The organism is Lolliginicoccus lacisalsi, assembly GCF_014841105.1.
Classification (GTDB): domain Bacteria; phylum Actinomycetota; class Actinomycetes; order Mycobacteriales; family Mycobacteriaceae; genus Lolliginicoccus; species Lolliginicoccus lacisalsi.
In genome coordinates this window covers 401236-419030 of record NZ_JACYWE010000002.1, presented here as the reverse complement: position 1 = coordinate 419030, position 17795 = coordinate 401236, and the positions used below count along the sequence as shown (strand labels likewise).

15 protein-coding genes, 1 tRNA gene and 1 pseudogene are annotated in these 17795 nt (G+C 69.4%); 6 read left to right on the top strand and 11 right to left on the bottom strand.

The window, feature by feature from the left end; translation table 11 throughout:
* Window positions 1-17 precede the first annotated feature (17 nt).
* Genes HT102_RS05435 through HT102_RS05425 form a run of 3 tightly spaced genes read right to left on the bottom strand, consistent with a single transcriptional unit; the run spans window position 18 to window position 2811 of the window.
* A complete protein-coding gene (locus tag HT102_RS05435; RefSeq protein WP_192038368.1) occupies window positions 18-866 on the bottom strand; it encodes a metal ABC transporter permease in 849 nt (282 codons plus the stop codon).
* Window positions 866-1702, bottom strand: a complete 837-nt coding sequence (locus HT102_RS05430; protein WP_192038367.1) for a metal ABC transporter ATP-binding protein — start codon at window positions 1700-1702, stop codon at window positions 866-868. Before HT102_RS05430 ends, HT102_RS05435 begins: the two co-directional genes overlap by 1 nt.
* Window positions 1699-2811 (bottom strand): metal ABC transporter solute-binding protein, Zn/Mn family, encoded by a 1113-nt coding sequence (locus tag HT102_RS05425; RefSeq protein WP_192038366.1) that lies wholly within the window; start codon window positions 2809-2811, stop codon window positions 1699-1701. The genes HT102_RS05430 and HT102_RS05425 overlap by 4 nt, the downstream gene beginning before the upstream one ends.
* 119 nt (window positions 2812-2930) lie before the next feature.
* On the opposite strand from HT102_RS05425, the gene HT102_RS05420 reads away from it, so the two are divergent.
* Window positions 2931-4019 carry a LacI family DNA-binding transcriptional regulator gene (locus HT102_RS05420; protein ID WP_192038365.1) on the top strand — a complete coding sequence of 363 codons (1089 nt, stop codon included), beginning with the start codon at window positions 2931-2933 and terminating at the stop codon, window positions 4017-4019.
* A gap of 32 nt (window positions 4020-4051) precedes the next feature.
* On the opposite strand, the pseudogene otsB reads toward HT102_RS05420, so the two are convergent.
* The 3 genes and pseudogenes from otsB to HT102_RS05405 form a co-directional block, all read right to left on the bottom strand.
* Window positions 4052-6598, bottom strand: a pseudogene (gene otsB / locus HT102_RS05415) (trehalose-phosphatase).
* A complete protein-coding gene (locus tag HT102_RS05410) occupies window positions 6595-8088 on the bottom strand; it encodes an alpha,alpha-trehalose-phosphate synthase (UDP-forming) (RefSeq protein ID WP_192038364.1) in 1494 nt (497 codons plus the stop codon). Before HT102_RS05410 ends, otsB begins: the two are co-directional and overlap by 4 nt.
* Window positions 8089-8167: 79 nt before the next feature.
* Entirely contained in the window at window positions 8168-8338 is a 171-nt protein-coding gene (locus tag HT102_RS05405) for a hypothetical protein (protein ID WP_192038363.1), read from the bottom strand.
* Window positions 8339-8557: 219 nt separating this feature from the next.
* On the opposite strand from HT102_RS05405, the gene HT102_RS05400 reads away from it, so the two are divergent.
* The 3 genes from HT102_RS05400 (at window position 8558) to HT102_RS05390 (ending at window position 12616) form a co-directional block, all read left to right on the top strand.
* Complete coding sequence (locus tag HT102_RS05400) at window positions 8558-10294, top strand: ABC transporter ATP-binding protein (RefSeq protein ID WP_192038362.1); 1737 nt, start codon at window positions 8558-8560, stop codon at window positions 10292-10294.
* Window positions 10294-12090, top strand: coding sequence for an ABC transporter ATP-binding protein (locus HT102_RS05395; RefSeq protein ID WP_192038361.1), 1797 nt, complete (start codon window positions 10294-10296; stop codon window positions 12088-12090). The genes HT102_RS05400 and HT102_RS05395 overlap by 1 nt, the downstream gene beginning before the upstream one ends.
* Before the next feature lie 286 nt (window positions 12091-12376).
* Window positions 12377-12616, top strand: a complete 240-nt coding sequence (locus HT102_RS05390) for an MbtH family protein (RefSeq protein WP_192038360.1) — start codon at window positions 12377-12379, stop codon at window positions 12614-12616.
* A gap of 104 nt (window positions 12617-12720) precedes the next feature.
* Here HT102_RS05390 and HT102_RS05385 read toward each other — a convergent pair whose 3' ends face one another.
* Entirely contained in the window at window positions 12721-13098 is a 378-nt protein-coding gene (locus tag HT102_RS05385) for a nuclear transport factor 2 family protein (protein ID WP_192038359.1), read from the bottom strand.
* A gap of 139 nt (window positions 13099-13237) precedes the next feature.
* Between HT102_RS05385 and HT102_RS05380 the strand changes: the two genes are divergently transcribed.
* Window positions 13238-13310, top strand: a tRNA-Thr gene (locus HT102_RS05380).
* A gap of 117 nt (window positions 13311-13427) precedes the next feature.
* Here HT102_RS05380 and HT102_RS05375 read toward each other — a convergent pair.
* Window positions 13428-14714, bottom strand: coding sequence for a tetratricopeptide repeat protein (locus HT102_RS05375; protein ID WP_192038358.1), 1287 nt, complete (start codon window positions 14712-14714; stop codon window positions 13428-13430).
* Window positions 14715-14877: 163 nt separating this feature from the next.
* Between HT102_RS05375 and HT102_RS05370 the strand changes: the two genes are divergently transcribed.
* On the top strand, window positions 14878-15588 hold the full coding sequence (locus HT102_RS05370; RefSeq protein WP_192038357.1) for a dienelactone hydrolase family protein: 711 nt from the start codon (window positions 14878-14880) through the stop codon (window positions 15586-15588).
* A gap of 201 nt (window positions 15589-15789) precedes the next feature.
* On the opposite strand, the gene HT102_RS05365 is transcribed toward HT102_RS05370, so the two are convergent.
* The 3 genes from HT102_RS05365 to HT102_RS05355 all read right to left on the bottom strand — a co-directional run bounded on the left by HT102_RS05365 (window position 15790) and on the right by HT102_RS05355 (window position 17686).
* Window positions 15790-16194, bottom strand: a complete 405-nt coding sequence (locus HT102_RS05365; protein WP_192038356.1) for a hypothetical protein — start codon at window positions 16192-16194, stop codon at window positions 15790-15792.
* 106 nt (window positions 16195-16300) lie between these two features.
* Window positions 16301-17035: an ABC transporter gene (locus HT102_RS05360; protein WP_192038355.1), complete on the bottom strand. Its 735-nt coding sequence runs from the start codon at window positions 17033-17035 to the stop codon at window positions 16301-16303.
* A gap of 219 nt (window positions 17036-17254) precedes the next feature.
* Window positions 17255-17686, bottom strand: coding sequence for an HIT family protein (locus tag HT102_RS05355; RefSeq protein WP_192038354.1), 432 nt, complete (start codon window positions 17684-17686; stop codon window positions 17255-17257).
* Window positions 17687-17795 lie beyond the last annotated feature (109 nt).

The window sequence follows — 17795 nt, the reverse complement described above, 5'->3', positions numbered from 1 at the left end:
GCCACATCGCGCCCGGTTCAGGGGGTGGCGGCGGCGCGCGAGCCGATGATCCGGCACACCATGTAGATCAGGAACGCGATGCTGGTGACGAACACCGAGACGGGCACGCCGGGCGCGAGCGACAGCACGAGGCCGCCGACGGCGGCGGTGAGCGCGAACACCAGGGTGAGCAGCGTCAGGATGGCGGGGCTCGCGGTGACCCGGCTCGCGGCGGCCGCGGGCGTGACGAGGAGGGAGAGCACGAGGAGCGCGCCAACGATCTGCACGCCGATGGAGACCGTGAGGCCGAGCAGGACGGCGAACACGATCGACAGGGCCCGGACGGGGACACCGCGGGCGGCGGCGACCTCGGGGTCCATGCTGGCGAACAGCAGCGGCCGGTAGACCACGGCGAGGAGGACGAGCACGATCGCGGCGGTGGCGAGCAGCAGGCGCAGGCCGATGCTATTGACCGTGACGACCTGCCCAACGAGGAGCGCGAACTGGTTGACGGTGCGATCGGGGTTGAGCCAGAGGAACAGCACGGCGAGCCCGAGGCCGAAGGACAGGATGACCCCGATGATGGCGTCGCGCTCCCGGGACCGCAGCCCGAGGATGCCAAAGAGCAGCGCCGCGGCGAGGGAACCGATGATGGCGCCGTAGCCGACGGAGATGCCGAGGAGCAGGCCACCGGCCGCCCCGGTGACGGAGAGCTCGCTGGTGCCGTGGACGGCGAAGGACATCTGGCGGGTGATGACCAGGGGCCCGATGAGCCCGGCGAGCACGGCAAGGATGGCACTGGCGAGCAGGGCGTGCTGCACGAAGGGGCGGCCGAGCAGGTCGGCGGTGGTCGAGAAGTCGACGAGCTGGGTGAGGAAGGGCGACATCACTGCTCCGCGTGGTGCTCGTGGCCCGCGCGCCCGAGCAGATCGAGCGCGTCGCCGGTGCCGATGACGACGAGCCGGTCACGCACCGCGATCACCTCGACCTCGGTGCGGTAGAGGTCGGAGAGCACCTCGGAGGTCATCACCTGGTCGGGCGGGCCGACGCGGAAGCGGCCGTCGACGAAGTACACGACCGTGTCGACCATGGGGAGGATGGGGGTGATCTCGTGGGTCACGAACAGCACGGCGGTATCGGCGAGGTGGCGGCGCGCATCGATGAGCTCGGCGACGCGTCGCTGGCTGGCGAGGTCGAGGCTGAGCAGCGGCTCGTCGCACAGCAGCACCCCGGGGTCGGAGACGAGGGCTTGCGCCACGCGCAGGCGTTGCTGCTCGCCGCCGGAAAGCTGGCCGACGGGCATGTCCGCGTAGTCGGCCGCCGCTACCGCGACGATGGCCTCCTCCACGCGCTCGGCCTTCTCGCGCTGCTTCCGCCCGGGGAGGGGGAGCCCCCAGCGGTGGCCGTTGTAGCCGAGGCCGACGAGGTCGCGGCCGCGCAGGCCGAGGCCGCGGTCGAGCGTCTTCTGCTGCGGGATGTAGCCGATGCGGGGATCGCCGACGCGGACGGGCGCGCCGAAGGAATGCGCGGTGCCCGAGCTCAGTGGCTGGACGCCGAGCAGGACTCTCAGCAGCGAGGTCTTGCCGGAGCCGTTGGGGCCGAGGACGGCGACGAACTCCCCAGGGCGCACCGCCAGATCAAGACCCTCCCAGACAGTGCGGTTGCCGAAGCGCAGCTGGGCCGCCCTGAGCTCGATGACATCATCGAGCTGGTGCTCGCTCATTCCTGGTCCAGTGCTTCCGCGACGTCATCGAGGATCGAATCCATCCACTCAAGGTAGCTCATGCCCGCGGGCACGGACTCGGCCACGGCAACGATGGGGGTGCCGTTGGCCTCGGCGCGATCACGCATGATGCGGGTGGTGGGGGACTCGCGGGTCGCGTTGTACATCAGCACGGCGGCCTCCCGGTCGTCGAGGAGATCGCTGAAGGCGGCGGTGACGCTGGCGGCCGGATCGGTGCCGTTCTCGACGGCGAGCACGAACTCGCGCGGCGCGATATCGACGAGGCCGAGCTCGTCGAGCAGGTACTCGGTGAGCGGCTCGGTCTGCGCGACCTCGGTGCCCTCGTGCGCGGCGCGGATGCTGGCGGCGCGGTCCTCGAGCGCTTCGATCTGCTCGGCGAAGGAGGCAGCGTTGGCCTGGTAGGCCTCGGCGCCGTCCGGGTTCATCTCGCTGAGCTGCCCGGCGAGCTCGTCCGCGACAGCGCTCATCGTGTGGAGGTCGAACCAGATGTGCTCGTTGACCGGGCCGTGCCCGTGGCCGTCGTCGTCGCCGTGCCCGTGGCCGTCATCGTGGCCGTGCTCACCCGAGGAAGCGTCGTGGCTGTCTTCGCCATGACTATCCCCAGCTTCGTGGTCACCCTCGTCGTGCGCATCGTGATCGTCGTGATGCGCATCATCAGGCGTCGTGCCTTGATCGTGTCCATCGTGGTCACCAGTATGCCCGGGATCGGCGTCGTGGTCATGCTCGAGGTGGATGTCGTAGGCGTTGATGCTGCGCGGCGCGGGGCTGGTGGATTCGAGCGCGTCCACGACGAACTGGTCGTAGCCGCCGCCGTTGAACAGGACGAGATCAGCGTCCTGGATGGTGGCGATATCGCGGGGGGAGGTCTCGTAGTGGTGGGGGCCCATGGCGGGATCGCTGATGAGGGCCTCGATGGTGAAATCCTCGCCACCAATGATTGTCGCGATGCTGGCCCAGGTGGTGGTGCTGGTGACGATGGTGGTCCCTGTGCTGGACTGATCGTCGGCCGAGGCTCCGCACGCGACGAGGCCGAGCGAAGCCAGCGCGAGCGAGGCGGTAGCGGCACCGATGCGGGTTTGGGCGCGCATGGCTCCCCCTTGTTATCCGAAATGGTTATGGTTTCCATGTCAGTCTACGGGGTGACGGGGCCGGCACGAAAACTCGAATCCGTGCAATGCCTCACACAAGCCCGATAACGTCCACCACTATGTCCCGAACCCCCCGGCCGCGACGACGGGTCACGCTCGCCTCCCTGGCCGCCGAGCTCAAGATCTCGCGCACCACCGTCTCCAACGCCTACAACCGCCCCGACCAGCTCTCGCCCGAGCTGCGCGAGCGGGTGCTCAGCGCCGCCAAGGAGCTCGGATACTCCGGCCCGGACCCCGTCGCCCGCTCGCTGCGCACCCGCCGCGCCGACACCATCGGGCTGCTCCTCGACCAGCCGCTGAGCTACTCGTTCCGCGACCCTGCCGCCGTTGACTTCGTCGCTGGGCTCGCCAACGAGTGCGACGCAGCGGGACGAGCCCTGCTCATCGTGCCCGCCGCCCCCGACCACGAGCCCGGAGCCGCCGCGGATGTCGTCAACAAGGCCAGCGTCGACGGCTTCGTCGCCTACTCGGTTCCCGAGAACGACCCCTACTTCGGCGCCGCGATGGAACGCCACCTCCCCCTCGTCGTCTGCGACCAGCCAGCCGGGATCGACGGCACCGTCCGCGTCGGCATTGACGATCACGCCGCCATGCTCGCGCTCGCCCGCATCGTGCTCGACCTCGGGCACCGCAGCATCGGCATCCTCGCCATGCGCCTCGGCGACAGCAAGCGCGACGGCACCACCCCGCTCGACGCCGCGCTCGCCTCCCGGTACAGCGTCCAGCGCGATCGCATCCAGGCCATCGCCGACGCTGCCGCGCAGCAACCCCACGAGGTGGCCCTCACGATCATCGAGACCGCCAGCCACACGCGGGAGTCCGGGGCGCGGGCCGCGCAGGCCGCGCTCGACCAGGACCCCGGCATCACTGCGCTGCTCTGCACCACCGATGTGCTAGCCCTCGGCGCGATGACCTGGGCCGCCGAGCACGGCATCGTCATCCCGGACGAGCTGAGCGTCACCGGTTTCGACGGCACCGCCGACGCGATGCGCGCCGACCTCACCACCGTCGTCCAGCCCTCGGAGGAGAAGGGACAGCGGGCCGGGGAGATCCTCATGGCCCTCGCCCCCAGCACTGGCAGCCGCGAGGAGCTGCTGGCCACCTCCGTCCACCACGGATCCACCATCGCCGCGCCCCGGCGCCGCTGAGCCAGGCAACGAGGCTGGTGCCCCCTGGCCCCCTATTGGGACAGCAGCGCCGCGCAGCGCAGCAGCCCGATATGGCTATACGCCTGGGGGTGGTTGCCCAATGCTCGCTCCGCCACCGGATCGTATTCCTCGCTAAGCAGCCCGGTCGGCCCGGCCGCCGCCACGAGCTGGGCGAACAGTGCCTCGGCCTGCACACGTTGCCCAGTCAGCAGGTAGGCCTCCACCAGCCAGGCCGCGCAGAGGTGGAAGCCACCCTCGCCGCCGGGCAGCCCATCATCATGGTGGTAGCGGTACACCGTCGCGCCGCTGCGCAGCTCGGCCTCGGTCGCCACGACGGTCGCGGCGAATCGCTCGCTCGACGGATCGATGAGGCCGGACAAGCCAATGTGCAGCGTCGCCGCATCGAGGTCGTCGCCCCCATAGGCCGCGGTGTAGGACCGGATGTGATCATTCCAGCCGCGCCCGCGCACCTGCGCGGAAATGACGTCGCGCAAGGTCTGCCAGCCCGGCGTCACCTCATGATCGAATCGCTCCGCGAGGCGGAGCGCGCGATCCACGGTGAGCCAGCACATCACCTTCGAGTACACATGGTGCCGGGGCGCGCCACGGATCTCCCAGATGCCATGATCCGGCTCCGCCCAGCGCCGCGAGACCGCCGAGACCATCGCCGCGACAAGCTCCCAGTCCCGGCCCGACAAAGGGTCGGCATGTCCCGCCTCGTGCCGGACGATCGCGAGATCATGGATGAGCTCCACGATCGGCCCGAACACGTCGAGCTGCACCTGGTTGTTCGCCGCGTTGGAAACCCGGACCGGCCGCGAGCCCGCGTACCCCGGCAGCGAATCGATCACCGCCTCCGGTGGCAGCGCCCCGCCGTGCAAGGTGTACAGCGGATGCAACCGCTCGGGACCGGGCACCGTATCGAGCACGCGATGCACCCATTCCAGGTATGCCTCCGCCTCGCTCGTCGACCCCACCGCGACCAGCGCGGACGCGGTCATCGCCGCATCGCGCAGCCAGCACTACCGGTAGTCCCAATTGCGCACCCCGCCGATCTCCTCGGGCAGCGACGGCGTCGCGGCAGCGAGGATCCCGCCCGTATCCGAATGCACCAGGCCGCGCAGCGTCAGCGCCGAGCGCTTCATCAGGTCCTGCTTCAGCGGTGGCAGTCGCAGGGTGTCGGCCCAATCCGACCAGTACGCCTCGGCGACCTGCCGCCGCTCGGCCTCGGACAGCGCATGCGGGCCCAGGTCCCAGGTGCCGCAGCGCAGCTCCAGCACCACATCGGCACCGTTCGGCCGCACCACGGCGGTCGCGGATTCCTGCACGCCATCGCTCTTGACCGACCACGTGACACCGGGGGAGCGCAGCACGATCGGATCGTTCGTGCCCTCCACGCGCAGCCCGTCCGCCTCGGCGATGATGCGCACCGGGACCTGCCCGAACTCTGGCCGAGGCGCGAACGTCACCACCGCCGATGCATCGCCGCTGATCACTCGCGTCACGTCCGTGCGCCCGGTGGGCGCGTCATGCGGCAGGTAGTCGGTCACCAGCAAGCTCGACCAGCGCGTCTCCACAGTCATGGTGCCATCGACGTACTGCTGGCTCAGCGGCAGCGACTCCCGCTCCGGGCCGATCGAGAAATGCCCCGACCCGACCCCTCCAAGCAGGTGCGCGAACACTGCCGCGGAATCCGGCTCCGGGTGGCACAGCCAGCTCAGCGTGGCGCTCGGTGTTAGCAAGGCCACCGCCCGCGGGCTCGCGAGCATGGTCAATCGCTCGATCGGCGTGGCGCTATCCCCGTGCAACCAGGTCCGTCGTTCCTCCATGAGGAACGCCAGCGCTAGAGCCACATCGTTGGTCGAGGCGATGCGGTGCGCGGCCAGGGTCTCCCCGTCGCCGACCTTCACCCCCACATCCGGGCCGTGCAGGCGCCGGAATGCCTTCTCGTCGGTGACGTCATCACCGAAGAACACCGCGGCGGACGCACCCTCTTGGTGGCGCAGGATATCGAGGGCCTGGCCCTTGTCGGTGGAGATGACCGCGAGCTCGATCACTGCCTTGCCCTCGGTTACCTGCACGCCGTCCCAGCGGGCGGCGCCCGCGCGCACCGAATCGAGGGCACTGTCCCCGGTCTCGGAACTCTCCGCGCGACGGACATGCAGCGCGATGCTCGCCGGCTTCGCCTCCACCGTCACGCCAGGATGGCGCTCGACGATCGACTCCAGCTCGGCCTGCAGCTCGCGCAGCAGCGCCTTGGCTTCCGCGTTGATCTCGTGGACGAACCCGACCTCGAACTCGGAGCCGTGGCTGCCCACCAGGTGCACCTCGGCGGGAAGCCGCGAGAGCGTCGCGAGATCCCGCAGGGCCCGGCCCGAGATCACCGCGGCCGTGGTGGACGGCATCGTCGCCATCGCCCGCAGGGCCCGGACCGACGCCGAGTTCGGGTATGCCTGGTCCGGGTCGGCGACGATCGGGGCCATCGTGCCGTCGTAGTCGCACGCCACCAGCAGCCGGGGCGTGCGGGCGGCCTGCACCAGCGCGCGGCGCAGCTCTACCGGAAGATCCTGCACGCTCATGGGCGGGACTCCTTGCCCAGCGCGAGGGCATCGAGGAACGAGCGCGCCCAGCGGTCCACATCATGGGCCAGGACTTGCCGGCGCATCGCCTTCATGCGGCGCTTGCCCTCCGCCGGTGCCTGGTCGAGGGCCTCGAGCAGCGTGTCCTTCACGCCGTCGAGATCGTGCGGGTTCACCAGGTATGCCTGGCGCAGCTCCATCGCGGCACCGGTGAACTCGCTCAGCAGCAGCGCCCCGCCGAGATCGTTGCGGCTCGCCACATACTCCTTGGCCACCAGGTTCATCCCGTCGCGGACCGGGGTCACCAGCATCACATCGGCGGCGGCGAAGAACGCGATCAGCTCCTGGCGGGGGATCGGCCGATGGATGTAATGCACCACCGGGCGCCCGACCTCGCCGTAGTCGCCATTGATGCGGCCGACATTGCGCTCGATCTCATCGCGCATCTGGATGTAGTGATCCACTCGCTCCCGCGAGGGGGTGGCGAGCTGGACGAAGACGGTCTCGGACGGCTCGAGGCGCCCCTCCGCGAGCAGTTCCTGCAGCGCCAGCAACCGGATGTTGATGCCCTTGGTGTAGTCCAGCCGATCCACCCCGAGCATGATGCGCCGCGGATTGCCGAGCTCCGCGCGGATCTGCTTCGCCCGCGCCTTCACCGCCTTCGAGCGGGCGAGCTCATCGATCTCCGCCGAGGCGATCGAGATGGGGAAGGCGCCCACCCGCACCGTGCGGAAACCCACCGAGACCTCGCCGAACTTGCTGCGCACCCCCACGGTGCCGCGGGTCGTCGAGTGCCCGGCAAGCCGGTTGGCCAGGTACAGGAAGTTCTGCGCGCCTCCCGGCAGGTGGAAGCCCACGAGGTCGGCGCCGAGCAGGCCGTCGATGATCTCCGCGCGCCAGGGGAGCTGCATGAAGATCTCCACCGGCGGGAAGGGGATGTGCAGGAAGAAGCCGATCGTCAGGTCCGGGCGCAGCATCCGCAGCATCTTCGGCACCAGCTGCAGCTGGTAGTCCTGGATCCATACCGTCGCGCCCTCGCGGGCCACCTCGGCGGTGGCCTCGGCGAACCGCCGGTTGACCTCCACGTAGGTGTTCCACCAGGTGCGATCATAAATGGGCTTGACCACTACATCGTGGTAGAGCGGCCACAAGGTGCCGTTCGAGAAGCCCTCGTAGTAGTCCGCGACCTCGCGCTCGGACAGGCGCACCGGATACAGCGACAACCCATCCTCGACGATGGGCTCGACCTCCGCGTCCGCGACGCCCGGCCAGCCCACCCAGGCGCCCTTGTTGCGCCGCAGCACTGGCTCGAGAGCGGTCACCAGGCCCCCGGGGCTGCGCTTCCACTTATGGGAGCCATCGGGGAGCTGCTCGAGATCAACAGGAAGTCGATTGGCCACCACGACGAGCTGCGCGCCCGGCTCCGGGGTATCGGGGACAGGCACCGCTTCCGCACCGGGCTTGTTGCTGGAGGAAGCTCCAGGGGACATCACGGACACCTCGCTGGCTCGTCGGGCCCAACCTGGCTACCGGGCAGCGGCAACCGTATCGACGATAACCGCTCAGCGATCACTCCGCGCGAGCAGCCGGACCTATTCCCAGCATGGAGAGGAACATGCGGCACTCGTCGGCGTCCTTGGCATGCGCTGCCACGACGCGCTGTGCCTGCCGGGCCGTCTCGTCGGCGAGCGGCTCGATCTCGTCATCAGTGATGACATGGTTCTCGGCCCGTGCAGCCATGCTTGTCCTCCAGTACTGTCACCGTCAGCGTTGTCGTTGCTCGTCACCGGCGGGCCGCCGCCCCGGGCAGTGCCCAGCTCGAGCGGCACGAGCGATCGTGCGTGCCCTACAGCATGACCGAACTGCCGATCCGATGCGAAATTCGGGCATCGAACAGCCAACCAGGGTAGCCATGCGTCGGCTAGTGTCGGCGGGGGATGGCCCCAGCAGGGAGGCGACATGGAGGAATCACCACCACGATCACGGCCCCCCGCGACACGGGGCCGCGAGATCCTGCCGCGAGTGTTCCGCCGCAATCGCTTCCTGTTCCCCATTTCCGTTGTGCTGCTCAGCATCTACCAGTTCGCCGAGACGCTCGTCCCCATCGCGATCGGTCTGCTGATCGACCGCGTGGTGGGCACCGCGGAGACCGAATCGATGCTCGAGTACGGCGCCCTGCTCGTGGGCCTGTTCATCGTGATCGTGGTCTCCTGGCGGCTCGCGCAGCGCCTCCTGCGCCGTGTCGTCGAGTCCGAGGCGCACAGCCTGCGCCTCGAGCTCGTCGCCCGCATCCTTGATCCGCGCGGGATGCGCCGGCGACCGCGGATCGGCCAGCTCCTCACGATCAGCACGCAATCCGCCGACCGCGCCGCCGGCATTCTCGGCGTGGCGGCGAGGGCCGTCGCCGCCCTCGTCGCGGCTGGCGTGGCCGTCGTCGCGCTCCTCGTCATCAATCCAGCGCTCGGCGCCGCCGTGGTGATCGCGACCCCGCTGATCCTCGGCGCGCTCAACCGGGCCGCCCCCGCGCTCACCCGGCACGCCGGGGAGCAGCAGACCGCGGCAGGATGGGCATCGGCCCTCGCGACCGACCTCGTCAGTGGGCTCCGGCCGCTGCGCGGCATCGGCGGCGAGGAGATGGCAGCCCACCGGTACCGCACCCAGAGCCGCATCGCCCTGCGCGCGGCCACCCGGTATACGCGGATCAATGGGCTGTTCACCGGGGCATCGCTCACCGCCAACGGCGTGCTCGCCGTGCTCGTCGCGGGCTACGGCGGCTACCTCGCCCTGGAGGGGACCATCACCGTCGGCGAGCTGATCGCCGTCGTGGGGCTGTCGCAGTTCCTGCCCGGGCCGCTGGGCACGCTGTCCGCCCTGCCGCGCGCCGTGGCCACCGCCCGCGCCTCCGCCCGCAACGTCTCGGCGATACTCGGCGCCGAGTACCTCCTCGAGGAGCGTCGTGCCGATCTGCCCCCGGGCCGGCGCGACGTCGCCCTTCGTGATATCAGCTACAGGTCCCTGCGCGGACTGACCCTCGAGGCGCGCGCGGGCACCCTTCTCGGCATCGTCGCCTACGATCCGCACGACGCCGAGGCGCTCGTGGAGATCCTCTCCGGCCAGGTCCCCCGCACCGGCTACAGCGGTGAGGTGCTGGTGGGGGATATCCGGTTCCAGGACATCGATGCGGAGCAGGCACGGGGCGCGCTCATCGTCGAGCCGCACAGCACGGACCTGTTCACCGGCACCATCGGGTCCAATGTCACCGCGGGCCGCCCCGACGCGACCGGGGACCACGTCGATCGGGCGCTCGCCGCCTCCGCCGCCGACGATGTCGTCTCGTTGCATCACGACGGCCTCGGCCACGCCGTCACCGATCGCGGGCAGAGCCTCTCGGGCGGCCAGCGGCAACGCATCGCGCTCGCTCGCGCCCTCGTCGCGGCGCCCTCCGCGCTGGTCCTGCACGACCCCACCACCGCGGTGGATGCCGTCACCGAGAACACCATCGCCGACGGCCTCGTCGAGTTCCGGCACCGATCCACCCCGCGCGCCCACACGACCATCCTCGTCACCTCCAGCCCCACGCTGCTGGCACGCTGCGACGAGGTGATCGTCCTGCGCGACGGGCAGATCGACGCGACGAGCACCCATGAGGGCCTCGTGCGCTCCAGCGAGGACTACCGCAAGGCGGTGCTGCGGTGATGGCGCGCAAGTCCCCGGCACGCCCGGGCCTGCCGATCGCCACCTCCCGGCAGGCCGCGGTGTGGCTCCGCTCCATGCTGGCGCGCCAGCCGCTGCAGGTGTCGTTCGCGATCCTGTTCTCCCTCATCGGCGCCATCGCCACGATCGTGCCCGTGTATGTGCTCGGCCGGCTCGTCGACGACGTCCTTGCCGACGCGCCCACCTCCCGCATCACCTCGGTCATCGTGCAGATCCTCCTCGCCGCGATCATGGCGGGACTGCTCACCGGCGCCGCGACGTTCCTCGTGGGCAAGACCGGCGAGACCATCCTGGCCAATCTCCGCGAGCGCGCCCTCGAGCATGCCCTGCTGCTGCCGCTGCCCCTGCTCGAGGAAGCGGGCAAGGGAGACCTGCTGACCCGCATCAACGATGATGTCGCCGCCATCGCGCGCTTCGTCCGCAACTCGCTGGCCAGCTTGATGTCCACCCTCACCCTCGTCGTCCTCAGCATCGCCGCGGTCACCACCATCGACTACCGGCTCGGGCTCGGCGCGGCCGTCTCCATCCCCCTCGGCCTGATCGTCCTGCGCCTGCACATGCCACGCACCCGGCGCGCCATCACCCAGGAGCGGCAAGCGACCTCACAGCGCGCCCAGGCGCTCATCGCGGGAATGCAAGGCGTGCCCACCGTCCGCGCCTATGGGCTCGAGCACGAGCAGACCGCCCAGATCTCGGAGGCCTCCGGCCAGGCGCGGGAACAGATCCTCGCCGGCTACCAGTCGCTCTCGCGCTTCGTCTCCGCGGGCAAGGTCGTCCAGTACATCGGGCTCGGTACCGTCCTCGCGATCAGCTTCGTGCTCATCCAGGAGGGCGAGCAGATCACTGTCGGCGAGGCCACCATCGCGGCCCTGCTGTTCTACCGGCTCTTCGCCCCCATGCAGGACATCCTCTTCTCCTTCAACGACATCCAGGCGGCCGGCGAGGGCATGCGCAGGCTTGTGGGACTGATCAACAGCGAGGTCGTGCGCGAGCGCGGCCGCAACGACCAGCCCACTGATTCCACACTCGAGCTCGAGGCCATCAGCCACACCTACGACGGCACCGCCGTCGTCGTGCGCGATGTGAACCTCACCATCGCGGCGGGGGAGCGGGTGGCCCTCGTCGGGTCCACCGGAGCTGGCAAGACCACGGTCGCCGCGATCGCCGCCGGGGTCATCCGGCCAAGCTCCGGCCAAGCCCGCATCGGCGGCGTGGACCTCGCCGAGCTCGGCTCCCGCGATCTCCGCAAGCAAGTGGCCATCATCAGCCAGGAAGTGCACGTGTTCTCCGGGCCCCTGTTCGAGGACCTCCGGCTCGCCAACCCCTTCGCCGGCGACGATGACCTCCAGGCCGCACTGCGCACCGTCGGCGCCCACGCATGGGTGCACAACCTCCCCGAGGGAATCGCCACCATGGTCGGCGAAGGCGGATACCAGCTCACCGCGGCGCAAGCCCAGCAGATCGCCCTCGCGCGGCTCGTCCTTGCCAACCCGCCCGTCGCCGTCCTCGACGAGGCCACCGCCGAGGCAGGCAGCGCCGGGGCCCGCGAGCTCGAGCACTACGCCTACGAGGCAACCCATGGCCGCACCACTCTGATCGTTGCCCACCGCCTCACCCAGGCCGCCCGGGCGGACCGGGTCATCGTGCTCGAGCATGGCTACATCATCGAGCAAGGACCACACAGCGAGCTCCTCAAGCGAGGAGGCCGCTACGCCGAGCTATGGAACGCGTGGGAGGGCCGCGACAAGGACAGCATCAACGACGATGACCTCGAGTGAGGCAACCTGCTCGTCGACGGTCCGGGCGCGAGGGCGGAGCGTGAGAATAATCGCCCCCCGGAAGATCACATGCGAGCACGAACTGCCACTACAACCGATAAGCTGCCACAAGCAACACAACCGTCGGCGCCATCGCCCGGAACATCACCGGACGCGCGATCACGCCCGGCGCGACGAATGGACGGGACCAAACCGTGCCTAGTACGGTATTGGCTGGTCGAGCAGCAGGGACGGGACACCGGACTGACCCGCGCGGGGCGCGACGCTGGAAGCAGAGTGAGGACAGATGAGCACCAATCCTTTTGACGACGAGAACGGCCGCTTCTACGTGCTGATCAACGACGAGGAGCAGCACTCGCTGTGGCCCTCGTTCGCTGACGTGCCCGCAGGATGGAAGGTCGTCTTCGGCGAGGACAGCCGGGCCGCCTGCCTCGAGTATGTGGAGCAGAACTGGACCGACCTCCGGCCCAAGAGCCTCCGCGACGCCATGGCCGCGGACGCCGACGATGACGATGACGACGAATAGAACCAGCAGCATCTCGCCCCGCATCGGCGAGCATCACGCGTAGTGAACCAGCGACCCCCGTGGCATCGAGCCTCCGCCACGGGGGTCATTGGTGCTGATCGCGGCTAGCCGCCATCCACGAGATCGGACTCCCGCAGGCCCGTAGCGGCCAGCGCATCCTCGACCGTGCCATGCCGGAACATCGACGTCACCTGGTCGTCCACCACCCGGAACGCGGAAGCCGCCTCCGCCTCGTCGCCCGGGGAACTGCCAGCGATGTGCTCCTCGACCACCACCACGCCATCATGCGCGAAGATGCGGCCCGGAGAGAGCGTCACCGTCAGCGAGCGAGCCCACTCCCGCAACGCCGCGATGCCCTGGCTCGCATGATCGGCCGCGGCGATATCCACATCATCGCTCGACAGATCCACCAGGGTCTCCCAATCGCGACCATTCAAAGCCTCGTGCCAAGCAAGGACCGTAGCCATATCCGACGTGCTCATGCCTCAACGCTAATACCGCCGCCCAGCATTGGCACGGCCAATCGCGCACAAACCACCACGCGCCGCGCATGGGCCTCCAGGGATTCGGCAACGACCCTTCCAAGCCGCTACTATGATCCCCGGATCCGCCGGATCCACCGCTGGCGTGGCGCAATTGGTAGCGCACCCGACTTGTAATCGGGCGGTTAGGGGTTCAAGTCCCCTCGCCAGCTCTCCCTCCCCAGGGCCAGGCATTCGTGCCTGGCCTTGTTGCATTCGCAGCCTTGTTGCATTCGCAGCCGTGTTGCATTCGCAGCCGTGTTGCATTCGCGGCGGCCTCGTCGTGGGGGCTACCCGTCGTGGCGGGGGAACCGGTGCCGTGCCGATTCGAGGAACGGCGCGAGGCGACCGTGCGCTCCCGTAGAGGCGGCGGTGAGTCGGCTCGGGGCGGGCAGGAACGTGCCGAGCTTGTCGATCCCGTCCACCATGTGCGGCAGCAGCGCCAGCAGTGTCGGGGTGTGCGGCCTGCGCCCCTTGCGAACTGATTCCTGATCGCTGTCGCTGGCGTTGTGGTGGCGGGCGTAGTCGGCGATGGCGCCACGCAGCTCGGCGTGCTCGCTGCCGGGGAGCGCGGCGATGCTCCAGCCGAGCAACTGGGCGAGCACAGGGCGCCACGTCTCGGCGCGCTCCTCGTTCGACTCGTGGATGGCGGTGAGAACGATCGTGGCGGGCAGCATCAGGTTGACGGTGTGGAACAGGATCGCCCCGCGCCGGTACGACTTGCGGGCCTGCTCGTCCCACAGCAGCGCGATGGCGATGTCGCACACAGCGGTGAGGGGGCTGGTGCGGGCGGCGATGCTCGCGGTGCGCGCCTTGTCGTAGTTGTACTCGGCCTCACGGATCTTGTTGCTTCCGGCCTGCAAGGTGGCGAGCTGGGCGAGAGCCTCGGCCTGCAGCGCGTGCCGCTCGACATGCTCGAGCACGGTGGCGGCCTCCTGGTAGAGGCTCAGCGCGGTCTTGGTATCGGCTGCCGCGGCGTGGGCCGCCGCGAGGCGCATCGCGCAATGCCCGGCCTCGGGAGCCTTCTTCGCCTGCATCAGCGCGGTCAGCGCCGCCTTGAAGTGATGCCGGGCCTGGCTGTCATGCAGCGCATACGTCTCCGCGAGCTTGACGTGCGACTTCGCGAGCCACACCGCGGCATTGTGCTCGCGGAAGGCCCCTGCGGCGGCATGGAGGTGCCGGCGCGCATCGTCGATGCGGTCGAGCTTGATGTAGACCTCGCCGAGATGATGATTGGCCACAGCGAGCTCGCCGCTTGTGGCGCTGCGGGTGAAGTGCCGGGCAGCCGTGTGGAACGCCGCCTCGGCCTCCTCGAGCTCGCCCCGGCGCAGGTGCGCCAAGCCGATCGCGGAGTCGCAGATGGCCTGGTACTCCTCCTGGTCATGGCGCCGGGCATGGGCACGCTCGGCACGGGCATCGGCGAGCAGCTGCTCGGTCTCCCCGGCCGCGACCCAGCGCTGCCAGAGCGTCCGCGAGGTCGCGGTGACGGTGGCATGGTCCGTGGCGTCGCGTGCCTCGCGCCGGCGGGCCAGCAGCCCGGTCAGGGTGTCAGCCTGGGGCGGGGCGTCGCTTGCCACGGTGCCTCCTCGGGACGCGGTTTCCTCGCTGGCGGCGTGCCATCGAGGCTCAGGTGACGGTGTTCGGCCACGGTCGTGATCACCGTACGCGAGGCCGACGATTTCCCTGGAGCACGGTCCGTTACTTTTAGGGCACGAACACACTGGCAGTGAGGAGCGCACGGTGAACGAGCAGCGACTGGACACCCCGGCAGGCCCCCTGGACGCCTACCTCTTCCACCCCGAGGAGGGGACCGCGCAAGGACCGCTGCCGGGAGTGGTGGTGGTGCATGACGCGATCGGCCTGAACGACGACACCAAGCAGATCTGCCAGCGCATCGCCAACGAGGGCTACGTGGTGCTCGCGCCGGACCTGTACTCGCGAGGAGGCAAGGCTCGCTGCGTCACCCGCGTGCTCAAGGACCTGTGGGCGCAAGAGGGCCGCACCGTGGACGACCTCCTCGCGGCGCGCGACCACCTCCTTGGCCGCGACGATTGCACCAGCACGATCGGCATCGTGGGGTTCTGCATGGGCGGGGGGTTCGCCATAGTCATGGCACCCAAGGGATTCGAGGCCAGCGCCCCGTTCTACGGCGTGGTTCCGCGCAACCTCGCGGAGGCGGTACAAGGCGCGTGCCCGCTGGTGGCGAGCTTCGGCAAGCGCGACCCCCTGCTCGTTGGGGGAGAGAAGCGCCTGCGGAAGGCCTGTGACGAGCACGGCGTCGAGCTTGATGCCCGCACCTACCCGGGCGTGGGCCACAGCTTTGTCAACAAGCTCGACTACGGCCCCGCCACGCCGCTGCTGAAGATCACTGGATTCGCGTACGGCCACGATGCTGCCGAGGACGCATGGCAGCGGGTCTTCGCGTTCTTCCGCACGCATCTCGCGGACTGAGCCAGGCTCGGGGTGCGGCTTGGGCGGCTTGGGCGGTTTGGGCGGCTTGGGCGGCAAAAGCACCGGAAACTCGCAAACGCGATAGAAGCTGGCCTGGATTTCCCGAGGTTTCTATCGCGTTTGCGGATGCGTCGAGCGGATGGGTCGGGCGGATGCGTCGGGCGGATGCGGCAATCGCGGCCGCGGGCGACGAGCCTGCCCCTAGCTGCCCGTCGCCTGGTTGAACCCGTCGACGAGGACATCGGCGAGCCCACCGACCGCGACGGGACCCAGCCGTCCGCTATGGAGCGGCTCGCCGGGCACCTCGCACCACCACGAGACGGTATGGACGCCGCCGATGACGTAGGGAACTTGCTGGGTGGCAGTGCTGTTCGGAGGCACGATCACCGCGGGGGGCAGGCCGAACCACGACAGCGGCGAGCCGAAGAAATGCAGCAGTCCACCACATGTCGCCGGCGACGAGCTGGTGTTGGTGTACCTGATCTCCAGCGTGGTCTCGTTGAGGCTGGTGGTCTCCACGATAGGTGCCGCGCTAGCGACAGCGGGCGCGGCGAGCAGAGCCGAGCCAGCGGCGAGGGCGGTGACGGCGGCACGGATGCGACGCATGTTTCCTCCAGGGGCGATGGAAATGAATGCCTGGGAATGATCCTATTCCGTTGCCTAGCTCTCTAGGCCGGGAATCATGCGCCCGTATCGCGTCGGCGGGAAACTGCTAGGCGGGGTTCTCGGCGAGGCTCGCGGCCATGTCCACCGCGCGCGGCTTGCGCCGGCGACCGGGCAGCATGGAGACAAGCTCGCCCACCGGGCCGACGGCTCCGTTGACCACTCCCGCGGCATCCTGGAGCGCTCCCACGCTATTGGCGAGGAGATCGAGGCTCGGGCCCAGCCGGTCGAGGCTGTCCGACAGCGAGATGAGCTGGTCGAGGGTGCCGCCCTGCTTGAGCATGCGTTCCATGGAGCTGTTCTCCGACAGGAGGTTATCGAGGAGCCCGTCCTTCTTCAGGAGGTTCTCGAGCGGGCCGTCGGGTTGCAGCAAGCGGTCGAGCGCGCCGTCCTTCTCGAGGATCCGGTCGAGCAGGCCATCCTTGTCAATCAGCTTCTCCACGAGGCCGTCCTTCTCGAGGAGCCGCTCGACGGGCCCGTCCTTCTCGAGCAGTCGATCGAGCAGGCCACCTGGCTCGGTCAGCTTGTCGAGCACACCGTCCTTGGCCATGAGCCGCTCGACGGGCCCGTCAGCATCAAGGACGCGGCCGAGGGCCCGCTCGTCACCAGCGCTCTCCGCGACCTTCTGCAGCAGCGCGAGCGGGCCGCGCGGGCCGATGAGGCGCAGCACCGTGCTGGTCTCGTCAACCACCGCGGCCGCGGTATCGGTGGCGATCCCGATGACCGACCCGGCAAAGGAAGCGCCGGTACGGGCCGGAACGGTGACAAGCGTGAACAAGCTCATTTCCGAATCGTAGGTTTTGCCCGCTCGCCGCGCTGTTGCGCTCATCTCGCTGTGGCCAACATCATGGTCGCCGCCTGGGGGCGCGTGGGTGTTCGCGCGGCCCACCTGCAGCGGCGTCTGTGCGAAAAACGACACCTTTCAGCGCGGGGGCTGTCGTTCTTCGCGCGCTCTCGGGGTGCCGGGGACCGCTTGCCCCGGCGAGCCCCGGCTGACTCCCGCCTAGGACGGCTCCGCCGGCACGTGGTCGCCGTGGCCGAGCTCGCGCAGCGCTGCCCGCAATCGAGCGGCCGCCGCGTCGAGCTCGGCGTCGTCGGCCGCCCGAGCGCGAGAGATATCGAAGCCCTCGATGCTCCAGGCAGGGAAGACATGCAGGTGCAGGTGAGGCACCTCGATGCCGGCGATGAGGAATCCGGCGCGCGGCGCGTCCCATGCCTTCCGCACGCCCTGGCCGATGTGCTGCGCGATGCCGCTGCAGCGCGCGAACAGGCTGGGGTCGACGTCCTGCCACTGGTCGATCTCCGCGCGGGGCACCACCAGGGTATGGCCGGGCGCGACGGGCGCGATGGAGAGGAACGCCACCACGTCGTCGTCCTCCCAGATGAACCTTCCGGGGAGCTCCCCGGCGATGATCTTGCTGAACACGGATGCCATGCCACGAGCATGGTGGATCATCGGGCCGCGCGCCAGCATCCGCGCCAGATTTCCTCGTGGTTGCTGGCCGGTGGGCGGTCGGCCGCGTCCCGGTGCCGGCGATCCGGAT

Coding starts and splice junctions, on each gene's coding strand:
- HT102_RS05435 (WP_192038368.1), bottom strand. CDS start 866: ATGTCGCCCTTCCTCACCCAGCTCGTCGACTTCTCGACCACCGCCGAC.
- HT102_RS05430 (WP_192038367.1), bottom strand. CDS start 1,702: ATGAGCGAGCACCAGCTCGATGATGTCATCGAGCTCAGGGCGGCCCAG.
- HT102_RS05425 (WP_192038366.1), bottom strand. CDS start 2,811: ATGCGCGCCCAAACCCGCATCGGTGCCGCTACCGCCTCGCTCGCGCTG.
- HT102_RS05420 (WP_192038365.1), top strand. CDS start 2,931: ATGTCCCGAACCCCCCGGCCGCGACGACGGGTCACGCTCGCCTCCCTG.
- HT102_RS05410 (WP_192038364.1), bottom strand. CDS start 8,088: ATGTCCCCTGGAGCTTCCTCCAGCAACAAGCCCGGTGCGGAAGCGGTG.
- HT102_RS05405 (WP_192038363.1), bottom strand. CDS start 8,338: ATGGCTGCACGGGCCGAGAACCATGTCATCACTGATGACGAGATCGAG.
- HT102_RS05400 (WP_192038362.1), top strand. CDS start 8,558: ATGGAGGAATCACCACCACGATCACGGCCCCCCGCGACACGGGGCCGC.
- HT102_RS05395 (WP_192038361.1), top strand. CDS start 10,294: ATGGCGCGCAAGTCCCCGGCACGCCCGGGCCTGCCGATCGCCACCTCC.
- HT102_RS05390 (WP_192038360.1), top strand. CDS start 12,377: ATGAGCACCAATCCTTTTGACGACGAGAACGGCCGCTTCTACGTGCTG.
- HT102_RS05385 (WP_192038359.1), bottom strand. CDS start 13,098: ATGAGCACGTCGGATATGGCTACGGTCCTTGCTTGGCACGAGGCTTTG.
- HT102_RS05365 (WP_192038356.1), bottom strand. CDS start 16,194: ATGCGTCGCATCCGTGCCGCCGTCACCGCCCTCGCCGCTGGCTCGGCT.
- HT102_RS05360 (WP_192038355.1), bottom strand. CDS start 17,035: ATGAGCTTGTTCACGCTTGTCACCGTTCCGGCCCGTACCGGCGCTTCC.
- HT102_RS05355 (WP_192038354.1), bottom strand. CDS start 17,686: ATGGCATCCGTGTTCAGCAAGATCATCGCCGGGGAGCTCCCCGGAAGG.